The following is a 13880-nucleotide window of genomic DNA, read 5'->3' on the forward strand; positions in this document are numbered from 1 at the left end:
CGATGGCCGACCAAAAACCCGACGATACGCCCCAGCAGGCCCCGCAGGTACGCGGACCGGACACCAGCCCGCGCCGGTCCGGCCGTGGCCGCCGCCTCCTGCGCCTCGTCGTGACGGGAATCATCCTGGCCTGCGCGGTGGTGGCGGCCGCCCTCGTCTGGCAGTTCTACGTCACCGCCCCGTGGACCCGGGACGGGCGGGTGCGGGTCCAGGTCGCCGCCGTCGCCCCCCAGGTCTCCGGACAGATCACGGAGTTGCGCGTCGCCGACAACCAGCAGGTGAAGAAGGGCGACATCCTCTACGTCATTGACCCCTTCGATTTCGAGGTCTCGGTGGCGTCGGCCCAGGCCGAACTCGAGAACCGCGAGGCCGACCTTCAGGTCAAGCGCACCCAGGCCGCACGCCGCGAGGCCCTCACCACCCTCTCCACCTCGGTGGAGGAGAAGCAGCAATATGCCGGCACCGCCAAGATCGCGGAGGCAGCCCTCGCCTCGGCCAAGGCACAGCTCTCCCAGGCCAAGATCAACCTAGAGCGCACCCAGGTGCGCGCGCCGGTGAACGGGCGGGTAACCAACCTGCTCCTGCGGCCGGGCGACTACGCCACCACCGGCACCGTCAACATCGCCGTCATCGACACCGACTCGTTCTGGATCGACGGCTACTTCGAGGAGACCAAGATGGCCCACATCCATGTCGGCGATCCGGTCTCGGCCGAACTCCTCGGTTACGACCCGCTGATCCACGGCATCGTGGAGAGCATCACGCTGGGCATCAGCACCGCCAATGCCACCGCGAGCACCCAGGGACTGCCCAACGTCGACCCGGTCTACACCTGGGTGCGGCTGGCCCAGCGCGTGCCGGTGCGGATCCGCATCGCGCGCGTACCCGAGGGCGTCACCCTGGTCGCCGGCATGACCGCCACCGTCTCGGTGGGGGAGCCCGGCCGGCATCGCGACGACTGGCTTGCCCGCCTGCGCGGCCGCTTCAGCGGCGCGGCTGCGCCGACCCCCTGAGCGATAGGCGCCCCGGCAGGGATTCTTCAGGCTGTGGCGATGGGAAGGAGGACTGTCGCGAAATCGCGAAAATAGGGTCTTGACGCATCTTCGATTGGGTCGCACCTTGTTGTGGTGCTTCGACGGCAAAGCACAGCTCAAGCAACGAGGAGGCTTGATCGTCCGACGATCATGACCAACGAGAAGCAGGAGATATGGGAATGACGCCACCCCAGCAGGTAGCTGCGGCGATCATCCGGGGTTGATTCGACCCGGACGTTGAGCAGCGCACACGCGAATATCGGGACGGAAGCGGTCTCAGGAGCGCAGAAGCGGCCGGAACGGCACGACTTCAGACATGCACCAGGCTCCATCTCGGCCGCTTCCGCCGCCGATCACGCGAACTCAACCGCTTTGGTTGAGATTCAAGATCATCAAGACTTCCGCATAGTATTGCTCACCGACCTTCAAGGCGCGTGTCTCCAGGCCGTATGGCTTGAAACCGGCTGCTTCGTAACGCCGGATCGCACGCGTGTTGGTTGCCCCAACCGACAGGTTGAGATCCTCAACGCGGCTCGTCGCGTGGTCGATCACGGCGGAGATAAGCGCCGTTCCGATTTCCTTGCCGCGCGCGTCTGGCCTGACATAGGCGCCCCAGAGCGTCCCCTTGTTCCGAAGCTTCGGTGAGTCCGGCATGAAGAGCCCGGCTGCACCGACGAGCCCGTCTCCATCCGGGGCGCCGAATAGGGCGTGGGTCTTCAGCGTGGCGCCGAACCACTCGAGCGGCTGTTCGGCCTCTGATTCCCAGGAGGCGCCGAAGGCCTCCGGGTGTCGGGCGAGGCCGTCGAGGCGAAGGGCTCGGAACGCAGCCGCATCCCGGGTTTCAAGCCTGCGGATGGAGCCCATGAACCGCATCCCCTTCGTCCGTCCGGCAGGAGGCTACTCGATGCCGAGCTTCGCCTTGAGCAGGGCGTTCACGGCCGCCGGGTTCGCCTTGCCGCCGGTGGCCTTCATGGTCTGGCCGACGAACCAGCCGAGCAGGGTGGGCTTCTCGCGCGCTTGGCTGACCTTGTCCGGGTTCTTGGCGATGATCGCGTCCACCGCAGCCTCGATGGCGCCGGTGTCGGTCACCTGTTTCATGCCGCGTGACTCGACGACCTCGCGCGGGTCGCCGCCTTCGGACCACACGATCTCGAACAGGTCCTTGGCGATCTTACCCGAGATCACGCCCTCGCCGATCAGGTCGACGATGGCGCCGAGCTGGGTCGCCGAGACCGGGCTGGTCTCGATGCTGTGGCCCTCCTTGTTAAGGCGCCCGAACAGCTCGTTGATGACCCAGTTCGCCGCGGCCTTGCCGTCGCGGCCCTTGGCCACCGCCTCGAAGTAATCGGCCGAGGCGCGCTCGGCGATGAGCACGCCCGCATCGTAGGAGCTGAGGCCGTAGGTCTCGATGAAGCGCGCCTTCTTGGCGTCGGGCAGCTCCGGCAGGCCGGCCGCCAGGGCGTCGACATAGGCCTGGTCGAATTCCAGCGGCAGCAGATCCGGGTCGGGGAAGTAGCGGTAATCGTGCGCCTCTTCCTTCGAGCGCATGGACCGGGTCTCGCCCTTGCCGGGATCGAACAGGCGGGTCTCCTGGCTGATGGTGCCGCCATCCTCGATGATGGCGATCTGGCGCCGCGCCTCGGTCTCGATGGCCTGACCGATGAAGCGGATCGAGTTGACGTTCTTGATCTCGCAGCGGGTGCCGAGCGGGGCGCCGGGTTTCCGCACCGAGACGTTGACGTCGGCGCGGAGCGAGCCCTTCTCCATGTCGCCGTCGCAGGTGCCGAGATAGCGCAGGATGGTGCGCAGCTTGGTCACGTAGGCCCGCGCCTCCTCCGACGAGCGGAGGTCGGGTCGGGACACGATTTCCATCAGGGCGACGCCCGAGCGGTTGAGGTCGACGAAGCTCTGGGTCGGATTCTGGTCGTGCAGGGACTTGCCGGCATCCTGCTCCAGGTGCAGGCGCTCGATCCCGACGGTGATGGTCTCGCCCTCGGCTAAGTCGACCAACACTTCGCCCTCGCCGACGATCGGATCCTTGAACTGGCTGATCTGGTAGCCCTGCGGCAGGTCCGGATAGAAGTAGTTCTTCCGGTCGAACACCGAGCGGTGATTGATCTGCGCCTTCAGCCCGAGACCGGTGCGCACGGCCTGGGCCACGCACTCCTCGTTGATTACGGGCAGCATGCCGGGCATGGCTGCATCGACCAGGGAGACGTGGTCGTTCGGTTCGCCGCCGAACTCGGTCGAGGCGCCGGAGAACAGCTTGGATCGGCTGGTGACCTGGGCGTGGATCTCCATGCCGATCACGACCTCCCAGTCGTGCAGGCCGCCCTTGATGAGCTTCTTGGGGTTCACGGCAGCGGTCATGATGGCCCGGATTCAGCGTTGCGGGGCGCGAATGCGCGCCTGAAGGGTGGAAGTGCCGGCCGGCGCGGTCAAGCGCGCAGGCGGTAGAGCTGGTGCGCCAGGAAACCAAGAGCGCCCCACAGAAAGGCGGCGATCCAGCGCACGGGGAAGAAGGTCGGGCCGTCGTGGCTCACCGGCGCCGGCCACGGGATGCCGATCGCGGTGACGCCCCACGACACCAGCACCGAGACCGCGAACGCAATCAGCGAAACGAGGATGATCTTCACGAACTGATCCGACTTCCAGCCCATGACCAGCGCGATGGCGATCAGGACGGGATCGAAGGCGGCCCAGATCCAGACGTCGAAGGGATAGACCGGGACGGTCATCGGCCGCGCCTCATGCCCACCACGCGGGCGGCAGCCTGGTCCGCCCGGCCGCGTCCTCGATCACCTGGGCGGCGGCGAACAGCGTCTCCTCGTCGAAGGGTCGGCCGATGAGCTGGAGCCCGAGGGGCAGCCCCTGCGCGTCGAGGCCGGCCGGCACCGAGATACCGGGCAGGCCCGCCATGTTCACCGTGATGGTGAACACGTCCTGCAGGTACATCTCGACCGGGTCGCCGGAGCCCTTCTCGCCGACGCCGAAGGCCGCCGATGGGGTGGCGGGCGTCAGGATCGCGTCGATGCCGGCGGCATAGGCCTCTTCGAAGTCGCGCTTGATCAGGGTGCGGATCTTCTGCGCCCGCACGTAATAGGCGTCGTAGTAGCCGGCCGAGAGCACGTAGGTGCCGATCATGATTCGGCGCTTGACCTCGCGGCCGAAGCCGGCGGCGCGGGTGTTCTCGTACATTCCGGCGATGTCCTTGCCGGGCACCCGCAGGCCGTAGCGCACGCCGTCGTAGCGGGCGAGGTTCGAGGAGGCCTCGGCCGGGGCGACGATGTAATAGGCCGGCAGAGCGTAGGATGTATGCGGCAGCGAGATCTCGCGGATCGTGGCGCCGGCATCCTTCAGCATCGCGGCGCCCTGGTCCCACAGCGCCTGGATCTCGGCCGACATGCCCTCGACCCGGTACTCCTTCGGGATGCCGATGGTCAGGCCCTTCACGCCGCGGGCCACCGCCGCCTCGAAGTCGGGCACGGGCAGGTCGGCGCAGGTGGTGTCGCGCGCGTCCGCACCCGCCATCGAGCCGAGCAGGATGGCGCAGTCGCGCACCGTGCGGGCGATCGGCCCGGCCTGGTCGAGGGAGGAGGCGTAGGCCACCGTGCCCCAGCGCGAAACCCGGCCGTAGGTCGGCTTGATGCCGACGGTGCCGGTGAAGGCGGCGGGCTGGCGGATCGAGCCGCCGGTATCCGTCGCCGTGGCGCCGAGGCAGAGATGCGCCGCCACCGCCGCCGCCGAGCCGCCGGACGAGCCGCCCGGTACCAGCCGGGTGTCCGATCCGGCCCTGCGCCAGGGCGAGACCACGTCGCCGTAGGCGGAGGTCTCGTTGGACGAGCCCATGGCGAATTCGTCGAGGTTGAGCTTGCCGAGCAGGACCGCGCCATCGCGCCACAGGTTGGCGGTCACGGCCGATTCGTAGGCGGGCGTGAAGCCCTCGAGGATCTTCGAGCCGGCGGTGGTCGCCACGCCCTCGGTGCAGAACAGGTCCTTGATCCCGAGGGGAATGCCCTCGAGCGGGCGGGCCTCGCCGGCGGCGATCTTCGCATCCGCGGCCTGCGCCATCGTCAGGGCCTGATCCGGCGTCTCGACCAGATAGGCGTTAAGGCCGCGCGCCTTCTCCATGGCGGCGAGATGCGCCCGGGTCAGGTCGGCAGCGGAGAAGGCCTTGGCCTTCAGCCCGTCGCGGGCTTCCGCCAGGGTGAGTTCATTCAGAATCGTCGTACCGGAGGCAGTCATGGGCGCTCGTCCTGTTGAGCCCCGATGCTCCGCCGTCGCCATCCCGTGGGCGCCGGGCGGACCGTCGCTCGGGGCGGCCTCGTTCGCTAGGGGGCGGGTTGCGCGCCTATTCGACGACCTTCGGGACCAGGAAGTAATGGTCCTCGGTCTCGGGCGCGTTGGCCACGATGGCGTCGGCCTTGGCCCCGTCGGTGACGGCATCCCGGCGCTTCTTCATCGCCATCGGGGTCACCGAGGTCATCGGCTCCACGCCCGTCACGTCGACGGCGCCGAGTTGCTCGACGAAGGCCAGGATCGCGTTGAGTTCACCCTGCAGGGGAGCGACCTCGTCCTCGCTCACCGCGATGCGCGCCAGGTGCGCGATGCGCCTCACCGTCGTTGCGTCGACCGACATGCTGTCTTCAGATCCTCAGGCACCCCTGCGCCGGCCCGCGAGGCTCGCGGGCGATGGGGCCTCGGGCGGGCTATAGCACCCGCCTTCCCGCGCTCGCAACGCCGGGTCGCTCCGCCCGAGCCCCGCACCCGTCAGGTGATGATGTGGTGGGGCAGCAGCGGGGATTCGATGAGGATGCCGGACCGGGCTGCGTTCGGCTCCGCCTGCCGGAATCCGAGCACCAGGATTTCGAGGGCGAGGGCCAGCATCAGCTTGTGCCGCAGGGGCATCGCACGCCGCGCAGGGCTTGTCGCGGAGGCAGGGCTTGCCGCGGAGGCAGGACGCGGGTGAGGGGCAAGAAGCGGGTGAGGAGCAGGAGGCGCATCGGGAAAGGTCGGAGTCATTCGGGCCGCATCCAGGATCTTAACGATGCGTTAACGATGCTCTGGCTCACGGGGTCCACGCAAGGCTATGACAACGCTTCCTTAAGGTTAATACGGACCAGGAGGGTCATTCACATGTGGGAAGCGGTCTTCTCGCCCTGTGCGCCGGGGCCGGTGGCGACGGAGGCGGCCCTCGACCGGGCCGAGGCCGAGCTCGGATACGGCCTGCCGGAGAGCTATCGCGCCTTCTGCCGGACCCTCGGGGCAGGGCTCGCCAACGGCTATTTCCGCGTCGCCGTCCCGAGCGACGATCCGGAGACCGATCTCCTCGCCCAGTCCGAACTGATCGCGCACAGCATCGCCTCCGTCATCGGCGAGCGACCGGACCACCGCTTCGAGGTCGAGGGCGACGATCCTGCCGTCGTCGAGCGGGCCGGCTTCTTCGGGCGCTCGGAGGCCGGCGAGTTCCTGTTCTGGGACGTGGTGCCGGGCCGCGACGAGTACGAGATCTGGGTGCTGGGCGCCGACCTCGAATCGGTTCGATTCGGGGGCGCCGATCTCGTCGACCTGATGCGCCGGAGCCAGGGACCGGCGGTGCGTGGCATCCTCGGCATGGGGGCCGCCCCCCTCCCCGCCAGCTTCGTCGGCGACGGCACTGCGGGCGCGGCCGGCCTGCACTAAGCCGGCATGGCCACCGGCGCCCCGCATCGGGATTCCTTGCCGTTCCGCGCCGGATCGATCAGGAGGAGCGGGCGCACAGGAGAGGATGGCACATGGACGTGGCCGAGATGCGGGCCTTCGCGGAGGCCTCGCAGGGCGGGCCCCGCCTGATCGGGATCGATCTCGGCACCAAGACGATCGGCCTCGCCCTGTCGGATGTCGGGCGCCAGATCGCCTCGCCGCTCGAGACCATCCGCCGGGTCAAGTTCACCCCGGACGTGAAGCACCTCGCGGCCCTGTGCGAACGGCACGGCGTCGGCGGCCTCGTGATCGGGTTGCCCCTCAACATGGATGGCAGCGAGGGCGTGCGGGTGCAGTCGACCCGGTCCTTCGTGCGCAACATGAAGCCGCTGCTGCCCCTGCCCGTCCTCTATTGCGACGAGCGCCTGTCCACCGCCGCCGTCACCCGCGCGCTGATCGCCGCGGATGCCTCGCGGGCCAAGCGCGGCGAGGTCGTCGACATGCTGGCCGCCGCCTACATCCTGCAGGGCTGCCTCGACCAGATGCGTGGCGCCCTCGGCGACGACGCCGACGACGCCGACGACGCGGAGTCCGGCGACGAACCCTGAGCCGCCCTATCCCACCAGCGACACCGCCCCGCTGCCGTGGCGCTCGATGCGCCCGTCGAGCTCGAGTTCGAGCAGGGTCGTCTGGACGACGCGGACGCTGAGGCCGGCGGTGCGCGCCAGTTCATCGGTCCCGATCGGCGTCGGGCTCAGGAACCCGATGAGCCGGGTGCGATCATCGCGGGCGTCGGGCGCCTCGATCTCCTCGGCGGGCATCGGCAGGACGATTCCGTCGACATCGAGCTCGTCCCAGAAGATCGGGGCGTCGGCGAGGTCCGGGTGGTCGACCGCCAGGGCGTCCCGTCCGCCCGCGCCGCCGTCCTCCAGCAGCGGTGCGATCGCCTCCGTGACGTGCGCGACCTCGGAGACCAGGGTGGCGCCCTGGCGGATCAGGTCGTTGGTGCCCTCCGCCCGCGGGTCGAGGGGCGAGCCCGGCACGGCGAAGACCTCACGGCCCTGTTCGAGGGCGAAGCGGGCGGTGATCAGCGAGCCCGAGCGGCGGGCGGCCTCCATCACGATGGTGCCGTAGGCGAGGCCCGAGATGATGCGGTTGCGCCGTGGGAAGTCACGTCCGCGCGGCACCCAGCCCATCGGCATCTCGGCCAGGATGGCGCCCCCCGCCTCCAGGATCGCATCCACCAGGGCGGCGTGGTTGGTCGGGTAGATCCGGTCCTGCCCTCCGGCCAGCACCGCGACGGTGCCCGGTACCAGCGCGGCCTTGTGGGCCCGCGCGTCGATGCCGCGCGCCAGCCCCGAGACCACGACCAGCCCGGCCTCGCCGAGCCCGCGCGCGAGGCGCTCGGTGAAGGCGAGCCCCGCGGCGGAGGCGTTGCGCGATCCCACAATGGCGATTGCGGGGCGGTGAAGGATCGCGGCCGGCCCCCGGATCGCGATCAGGGGGGGAGCCGAATCGGCCGCCTGCAGCAGCTTCGGGTAATCGGCTTCCCCCAGGGCAACGAGGCGTGCACCGAGGCGGCCGGCGGCGGCAATCTCGGCCTCGGCTTCCGCACGGCCCGGAGGCACGATGCGCTGGCCGCCGCGGCCGGTCAGGCCCGGAAGGGCTTCGAGGGCCGCACCGGCCCCGCCGAAGCGATTGATCAGGGTGCGGAAGCTGCGCGGGCCGATGCCCTCGGTGCGGATCAGGCGCAGCCAGTCGAGACGCTGGGCATCGGTGAGCTGCATTGCCCTCCCCCTCCGGAGCGGGCAGCCGGCCTCAGCCCTTCTGCCCGATGCGCCCCTCGGTTCCGTCGATCAGCCGGCGAATGTTGGGCGCATGCTTCCACCATAGCAGGGCTGCGAGCACGAGAAACAAAAATGCAACCGAAGGCTGTCCGAGTGTCCATAGCACCAGAGGCGTCAGGGCCGATGCGGCCAGAGCCGCGAGGGACGAGTATTTCAGCGTGAAGGCGAGGCCGAGCCAGATTGCCGCGAAGGCCAGGAGGCCGAGCGGGCTCAGGGCCAGAAGGACGCCCAGGAAGGTCGCGACACCCTTGCCGCCCTTGAACCCGAGCCAGATCGGGAACAGGTGCCCGAGGAAGGCGCCGAAACCTGCCACGAGACCTGCCATGAGACCCGCCTCCATTCCGAATCGCCCGGCGAGGAGGACCGCGACGGTACCCTTCAGCGCATCCCCCAGCAGGGTGGCGGCCGCTAGCCCCTTTCGCCCGGTGCGCAGCACGTTGGTGGCGCCGATATTGCCCGAACCGATCGCCCGTACGTCGCCGAGCCCGGCAAATCGGGTGAAGATCAGCCCGAACGGGATCGACCCGAGGAGGTAGCCCCCCGCGAGCGCCGCCAGCAGGACAGGCCAGAGTTGCGAATCGATCGGGCTCACGCGGTGGCCTCGGTCTCGGCGGGGGCGCGGAAGACGATCCGTCCCTCGACCATCGTCAGGATGGCGGCTCCCTGCAGGCGGGCCTCGTCGAAGGGCGAGTTCTTCGAGCGCGACTTCAGCTGGCGCTTGTCGAGCACGTAGGGCAGGTCGGGGTCGATCAGCACAAGGTCGGCGGGGGCGCCCGCCGCGAGCCGTCCGGCCTGGCGTCCGAGCAGGCGGGCGGGGTTCGCCGTCAGGGCCGCGAGCAGGCGCGGCAGGCCGACATCGCCGGTATGGACCAGCCGCAGGGCCGCGCCCAGCAGGGTCTCGATGCCGAGGGCGCCGTCGGCGGCCTCCGCGAAGGGCAGGCGCTTGGTCTCCACATCCTGCGGGTTGTGGTCGGAGACGATGACGTCGATCACCCCGTCGTTCAGGGCCGCCACCAGGGCGAGCCGGTCGGTCTCGTGGCGCAGGGGCGGCGAGAGCCGGCAGAAGGTGCGGTAATGGCCGATGTCGCCCTCGTTGAGGACGAGGTTGTTCACCGAGGCGCCGCAGGTGACGGGCAGCCCGTCCGCCTTGGCCCGGCGCACGATCTCGACCGAATCGGCGCAGGAGATCATCGCCGCGTGGTAGCGGGCTTGCGTGAGGCGCACGAGGCGGATGTCACGCTCCAGCATCACCGTCTCGGCCTCGCGCGGGATGCCGAGCAGTCCGAGCCGCGAGGCCATCTCGCCTTCGTTCATCACGCCGTCGCCGACGAGGTCCGGCTCCTCCACGTGCTGCATCAGCAGGGCGCCGAAATCGCGGGCGTAGGTGAGCGCGCGGCGCATGACCTGGGCGTTCGCCACCGCCTTGAGACCGTCGGTGAAGGCCACGGCGCCGGCCTCCTGCAGCAGGCCGAACTCGGTCATCTCCTGGCCGGCAAGGCCCTTGGTGATGGCGGCGGCCGGCAGGACGTGGACGCTGGCGGTGTCGCGCGCCCGGCGCAGGACGAAGTCGACGATGGCCGGCCCGTCGATGATGGGATTGGTGTCCGGCATGCAGACCAGCGTGGTGACGCCTCCGGCCGCGGCCGCCGCGCTGGCGCTCGCCAGGGTCTCGCGATGCTCGGCGCCGGGCTCGCCCACGAAGGCGCGCAGATCGATCAGGCCCGGGCTGAGAACGTGGCCGCCGCAATTGATCGTCTCGGCCTCGTCCGGCACTCCGGCCAGCGGCCCCCAGCCGACATCGTGGATCAGGCCGTCGCGGACGAGGACGTGGCCGGGGGCCTGCCGGCCCGTGGCCGGGTCGCACAAGGTGGCGTTGGTCAGGAGGATGGGGCGCATCGTCATGCGTCGCGGTTTCGACCGGGCGCGCCGTGGCGTCAAGCGGGATGCGGAGGGCACGCCGCCTCGCGGCGCGGCGGCGTGCCCCGGCAGGGCGCCGGCCCGTCGTCTCAGACTTCGTAGATCGGATCGTTGGCCGAAGCCTTGTTGAGCTTGATGCCGTTCAGGCAATCCGCCTTCGCCACATAGCTTTCACTGCTCTTCGAGATCTCTTCACCGTTCTTGGCATAGTAGACCCAGTACCACTGACCGCGGACGTCCTTCTTGAGCTTATAGCAGGGGTAGGAAATCGCCGACATCGTCTCGCTCCTCGGTTCACCGATGCCACCAGCAGCACCGGCCAGAATTCAAACTCTAGGTTTGATATCTGGCGATTTATTAACCTGAGAGAAATCTTTCAAGATGTCTGATAACGAAAAAGGCCTCGCCCGAAGGGGCGAGGCCTCGTCATCGCGATCTGGGGAGTTTTACGCTGCGAGCGAGCGCAGCACGTAAGGGAGGATACCGCCGTTGCGGAAGTATTCGAGCTCGTCGAGGGTATCGATGCGGCAGGTCAACGGCACCTCCCGCTTCGTGCCGTCGGCGGAGGTGATCTCGGCGATCATGGTCTGGCGCGGCTTCAATTCGCCCGACAGGCCCCGGATCGAGACCGTTTCGTCGCCCTTCAGGCCCAGCGAGGCCCAGGAGGTCTCGCCCTGGAAGACCAGGGGCACGATGCCCATGCCGACGAGATTCGAGCGGTGGATGCGCTCGAAGCTCTCGGCCACCACGGCGCGGATGCCGAGCAGCTTGGTGCCCTTCGCCGCCCAGTCGCGCGATGAACCGGTGCCGTATTCCTTGCCGGCGAAAACCACCAGCGGCGTGCCCTCGGCCTGGTACTTCTGCGCGGCGTCGTAGATGAACATCCGCTCGCCGGTGGGCTGGAACAGGGTCCAGCCGCCCTCGACCACGTTGCCGGACGCGTCGCGCACCATCTGATTCTTGATGCGGATGTTGGCGAAGGTGCCCCGCATCATGACTTCGTGGTTGCCGCGGCGGGTGCCGTACTGGTTGAAGTCCTGCACCCGGACCTGGTGTTCCTGCAGGTAGGCGCCGGCCGGAGAATTCGCCCGGATGTTACCCGCCGGCGAGATGTGGTCGGTGGTGATCGAGTCCTGGAACAGGCCGAGGATGCGGGCGTCGATGACGTCCTCCACCGGGGCCGGCGTCTTCTGCATGCCGACGAAGTAGGGCGGGTTCTGCACGTAGGTGGAGGTCGAATCCCACTTGAAGGTCTCGGCCTCGGTGACCTCGACGGCCTTCCAGTAATCGTCGCCGCCGAACACGTCGGCATAGCGCGACTTGAACAGGGTCGAGGTGATGTTGGCCTCGATGAATTCCTGCACCTCGGCGGTCGAGGGCCAGATGTCCTTCAGGTAGACGGGCTGTCCGTCCGAGCCCGTGCCCAGCGGCTCGGTGGTGATGTCGATCTGCATCGAGCCGGCGAGCGCGTAGGCGACCACCAGGGGGGGCGAGGCGAGGTAGTTCGCCCGCACATCGGGATTCACCCGGCCCTCGAAATTGCGGTTGCCCGACAGCACGGCAGCGGCGACGACGTCGTTGTCGTTGATCGCCTTCGAGATCGGGGCCGGCAGGGGGCCGCTGTTGCCGATGCAGGTGGTGCAGCCGAAGCCGACGAGGTTGAAGCCCAGGGCGTCGAGGGGTGTCTGCAGGCCGGCGCTCTCCAGGTACTCGGCCACCACCTGGGAGCCGGGTGCCAGCGAGGTCTTCACCCAGGGCTTCGAGCGCAGGCCCTTGGCCACCGCGTTGCGGGCGAGCAGGCCGGCGCCGATCATCACGCTGGGGTTCGAGGTGTTGGTGCAGCTCGTGATGGCGGCGATCACCACGTCACCGTGGCCGATGTCGAAATTGGCGCCCTCCACCGGGTAGCGCCGGGCGATGTCCGCCGCCTTCTTGAACTCGGTCTCCATGGAGGCGGCGAAGCCGGGCTTGGCGCCGTCGAGAAGCACCCGGTCCTGCGGGCGCTTGGGGCCGGCGAGCGATGGGCGCACGTCCCCCATGTCGAGCTCCAGGGTGTCGGTGAAGACCGGATCGGGGGTCTGTGCGTCGCGCCACATGCCCTGCGCCTTGGCGTAGGCCTCGACCAGGGCGATCCGGTCGTCGGCGCGGCCGGTGACGGTGAGGAAATCGATGGTCTTCTGGTCGATCGGGAAGAAGCCGCAAGTGGCACCGTATTCCGGGGCCATGTTGGAGATCGTGGCACGGTCGGCCACCGCCATGTCGTCGAGACCGGGGCCGTAGAATTCGACGAACTTGCCCACGACTCCCTTCTTGCGCAGCATCTGCGTGACCGTCAGCACCAGGTCGGTGGCGGTGGTGCCCTCGGGCAGCTTGCCCGACAGCTTGAAGCCGACGACTTCCGGGATCAGCATGGAGAGCGGCTGGCCGAGCATCGCGGCCTCGGCCTCGATACCGCCGACGCCCCAGCCCAGCACGGCGAGGCCATTGACCATGGTGGTGTGCGAATCGGTGCCGACGAGGCTGTCCGGATAAGCCAGCTCGGTCCCGTCTTCCGATTTCGTCCACACGGTCTGCGACAGGTATTCCAGGTTGACCTGATGGCAGATGCCGGTGCCGGGCGGGACAACCGAGAAATTGTCGAAGGCCGACTGGCCCCACTTGAGGAAGGTGTAGCGCTCACCGTTGCGCGAGTATTCGAGCGCGACGTTGTCGGCCAGCGCCTTCGGGGTGCCGAACTCGTCGACGATGACCGAGTGGTCGATCACGAGATCGACCGGCACCAGCGGGTTGATCTTCTGGGGGTCGCCGCCGAGCGCGACCATGGCGTCACGCATGGCGGCGAGGTCGACCACGGCCGGCACACCCGTGAAGTCCTGCATCAGGACGCGGGAGGGGCGGAAGGCGATCTCGGTCTCGGTCTTGCCCTTGTTGCCGAGCCAGGCGACGGTGGCCGAGATGTCGTCCTTCTTGACCGAGCGGTCGTCCTCGAAGCGCAGCAGGTTCTCGAGCAGCACCTTCATGGAGAAGGGCAGCGCGGTGGCGTCGGCGAGGCCGGCCTTCTCGGCATGCGGAATCGAATAGTAGGTATAGGCCTTGTCGCCGACCGTCAGGGTCTGGCGGGACTGGAAGCTGTCGAGCGATGCCACGGCGTTATATTTCCTCGCGAGCGGTTGGTCGAACACGCGCAGGCATAACCTGCGCCACGAAAACACGTGTTCGGCTGGGAGCGCTGTGAAGCGCGCGCCGCCCCGGGGGTGCCCGAGTGAGGATGATGCGCGAAGGGCGATTTGGACGCCCTGAAACTCGCGCGGCGCAGCCTGCGCGCGTTATAGAACACTTCGAAACTGGCCGCTACCGGGGGGCTGACAGTGCTACGGTTCTGTTCGGTCGTACCTTCGCC

The 13880-nt window shown here is 68.6% G+C and carries 14 protein-coding genes; 3 read left to right on the forward strand and 11 right to left on the reverse strand.

From position 1 onward, the window contains the following. Window positions 1-2 precede the first annotated feature (2 nt). Window positions 3-1013 (forward strand): efflux RND transporter periplasmic adaptor subunit, encoded by a 1011-nt coding sequence (locus tag ASF60_RS09790; RefSeq protein ID WP_056183865.1) that lies wholly within the window; start codon window positions 3-5, stop codon window positions 1011-1013. 384 nt (window positions 1014-1397) lie between these two features. Here the strand turns inward: ASF60_RS09790 and ASF60_RS09795 are convergent, their stop codons facing one another. The 6 genes from ASF60_RS09795 to ASF60_RS25145 all read right to left on the reverse strand — a co-directional run bounded on the left by ASF60_RS09795 (window position 1398) and on the right by ASF60_RS25145 (window position 5942). Next, on the reverse strand, window positions 1398-1898 hold the full coding sequence (locus ASF60_RS09795) for a GNAT family N-acetyltransferase (RefSeq protein ID WP_162241302.1): 501 nt from the start codon (window positions 1896-1898) through the stop codon (window positions 1398-1400). A gap of 33 nt (window positions 1899-1931) precedes the next feature. Continuing rightward, window positions 1932-3404 (reverse strand): Asp-tRNA(Asn)/Glu-tRNA(Gln) amidotransferase subunit GatB, encoded by a 1473-nt coding sequence (gene gatB / locus ASF60_RS09800; RefSeq protein ID WP_056183868.1) that lies wholly within the window; start codon window positions 3402-3404, stop codon window positions 1932-1934. A 68-nt stretch (window positions 3405-3472) separates the two neighbouring features. Continuing rightward, a complete protein-coding gene (locus ASF60_RS09805) occupies window positions 3473-3772 on the reverse strand; it encodes a hypothetical protein (protein ID WP_056183870.1) in 300 nt (99 codons plus the stop codon). Between the two features lie 10 nt (window positions 3773-3782). Then, window positions 3783-5279 carry an Asp-tRNA(Asn)/Glu-tRNA(Gln) amidotransferase subunit GatA gene (gatA, locus tag ASF60_RS09810; RefSeq protein ID WP_056183871.1) on the reverse strand — a complete coding sequence of 499 codons (1497 nt, stop codon included), beginning with the start codon at window positions 5277-5279 and terminating at the stop codon, window positions 3783-3785. 106 nt (window positions 5280-5385) lie between these two features. Then, a complete protein-coding gene (gene gatC, locus ASF60_RS09815; protein ID WP_056183873.1) occupies window positions 5386-5673 on the reverse strand; it encodes an Asp-tRNA(Asn)/Glu-tRNA(Gln) amidotransferase subunit GatC in 288 nt (95 codons plus the stop codon). 131 nt (window positions 5674-5804) lie between these two features. After that, window positions 5805-5942, reverse strand: coding sequence for a hypothetical protein (locus ASF60_RS25145; RefSeq protein WP_200935842.1), 138 nt, complete (start codon window positions 5940-5942; stop codon window positions 5805-5807). Between the two features lie 228 nt (window positions 5943-6170). Between ASF60_RS25145 and ASF60_RS09820 the strand changes: the two genes are divergently transcribed. Both ASF60_RS09820 and ruvX read left to right on the forward strand, forming a co-directional pair. Next, window positions 6171-6716: an SMI1/KNR4 family protein gene (locus tag ASF60_RS09820; protein WP_056183875.1), complete on the forward strand. Its 546-nt coding sequence runs from the start codon at window positions 6171-6173 to the stop codon at window positions 6714-6716. Window positions 6717-6808: 92 nt separating this feature from the next. Next, the gene (gene ruvX, locus ASF60_RS09825) at window positions 6809-7324 is read left to right on the forward strand and encodes a Holliday junction resolvase RuvX (RefSeq protein WP_056183877.1); all 516 of its coding nucleotides are present in this window, start codon (window positions 6809-6811) and stop codon (window positions 7322-7324) included. A 6-nt stretch (window positions 7325-7330) separates the two neighbouring features. On the opposite strand, the gene dprA is transcribed toward ruvX, so the two are convergent. The 5 genes from dprA to acnA all read right to left on the reverse strand — a co-directional run bounded on the left by dprA (window position 7331) and on the right by acnA (window position 13626). Further along, window positions 7331-8503 (reverse strand): DNA-processing protein DprA, encoded by a 1173-nt coding sequence (dprA, locus tag ASF60_RS09830; protein ID WP_056183879.1) that lies wholly within the window; start codon window positions 8501-8503, stop codon window positions 7331-7333. A 31-nt stretch (window positions 8504-8534) separates the two neighbouring features. Further along, window positions 8535-9146: a glycerol-3-phosphate 1-O-acyltransferase PlsY gene (gene plsY, locus ASF60_RS09835; RefSeq protein WP_443136752.1), complete on the reverse strand. Its 612-nt coding sequence runs from the start codon at window positions 9144-9146 to the stop codon at window positions 8535-8537. Between the two features lie 5 nt (window positions 9147-9151). Beyond that, the gene (locus tag ASF60_RS09840) at window positions 9152-10459 is read right to left on the reverse strand and encodes a dihydroorotase (protein ID WP_056184319.1); all 1308 of its coding nucleotides are present in this window, start codon (window positions 10457-10459) and stop codon (window positions 9152-9154) included. A gap of 110 nt (window positions 10460-10569) precedes the next feature. Continuing rightward, the gene (locus tag ASF60_RS09845) at window positions 10570-10758 is read right to left on the reverse strand and encodes a YegP family protein (protein WP_056183882.1); all 189 of its coding nucleotides are present in this window, start codon (window positions 10756-10758) and stop codon (window positions 10570-10572) included. 168 nt (window positions 10759-10926) lie between these two features. After that, entirely contained in the window at window positions 10927-13626 is a 2700-nt protein-coding gene (acnA, locus tag ASF60_RS09850) for an aconitate hydratase AcnA (RefSeq protein ID WP_056183884.1), read from the reverse strand. Window positions 13627-13880 lie beyond the last annotated feature (254 nt).

Origin of the sequence: Methylobacterium sp. Leaf113, assembly GCF_001423325.1 — a bacterium.
Taxonomy (GTDB): Bacteria; Pseudomonadota; Alphaproteobacteria; order Rhizobiales; family Beijerinckiaceae; genus Methylobacterium.

Bases quoted from the DNA above. Each gene is read 5' to 3' on its own strand.
- dprA (WP_056183879.1), bottom strand. From the start codon at position 8,503: ATGCAGCTCACCGATGCCCAGCGTCTCGACTGGCTGCGCCTGATCCGC.
- ASF60_RS09820 (WP_056183875.1), top strand. From the start codon at position 6,171: ATGTGGGAAGCGGTCTTCTCGCCCTGTGCGCCGGGGCCGGTGGCGACG.
- ruvX (WP_056183877.1), top strand. From the start codon at position 6,809: ATGGACGTGGCCGAGATGCGGGCCTTCGCGGAGGCCTCGCAGGGCGGG.
- ASF60_RS09790 (WP_056183865.1), top strand. From the start codon at position 3: ATGGCCGACCAAAAACCCGACGATACGCCCCAGCAGGCCCCGCAGGTA.
- gatC (WP_056183873.1), bottom strand. From the start codon at position 5,673: ATGTCGGTCGACGCAACGACGGTGAGGCGCATCGCGCACCTGGCGCGC.
- ASF60_RS25145 (WP_200935842.1), bottom strand. From the start codon at position 5,942: ATGCCCCTGCGGCACAAGCTGATGCTGGCCCTCGCCCTCGAAATCCTG.
- ASF60_RS09795 (WP_162241302.1), bottom strand. From the start codon at position 1,898: ATGGGCTCCATCCGCAGGCTTGAAACCCGGGATGCGGCTGCGTTCCGA.
- ASF60_RS09805 (WP_056183870.1), bottom strand. From the start codon at position 3,772: ATGACCGTCCCGGTCTATCCCTTCGACGTCTGGATCTGGGCCGCCTTC.
- gatA (WP_056183871.1), bottom strand. From the start codon at position 5,279: ATGACTGCCTCCGGTACGACGATTCTGAATGAACTCACCCTGGCGGAA.
- gatB (WP_056183868.1), bottom strand. From the start codon at position 3,404: ATGACCGCTGCCGTGAACCCCAAGAAGCTCATCAAGGGCGGCCTGCAC.
- ASF60_RS09840 (WP_056184319.1), bottom strand. From the start codon at position 10,459: ATGCGCCCCATCCTCCTGACCAACGCCACCTTGTGCGACCCGGCCACG.
- ASF60_RS09845 (WP_056183882.1), bottom strand. From the start codon at position 10,758: ATGTCGGCGATTTCCTACCCCTGCTATAAGCTCAAGAAGGACGTCCGC.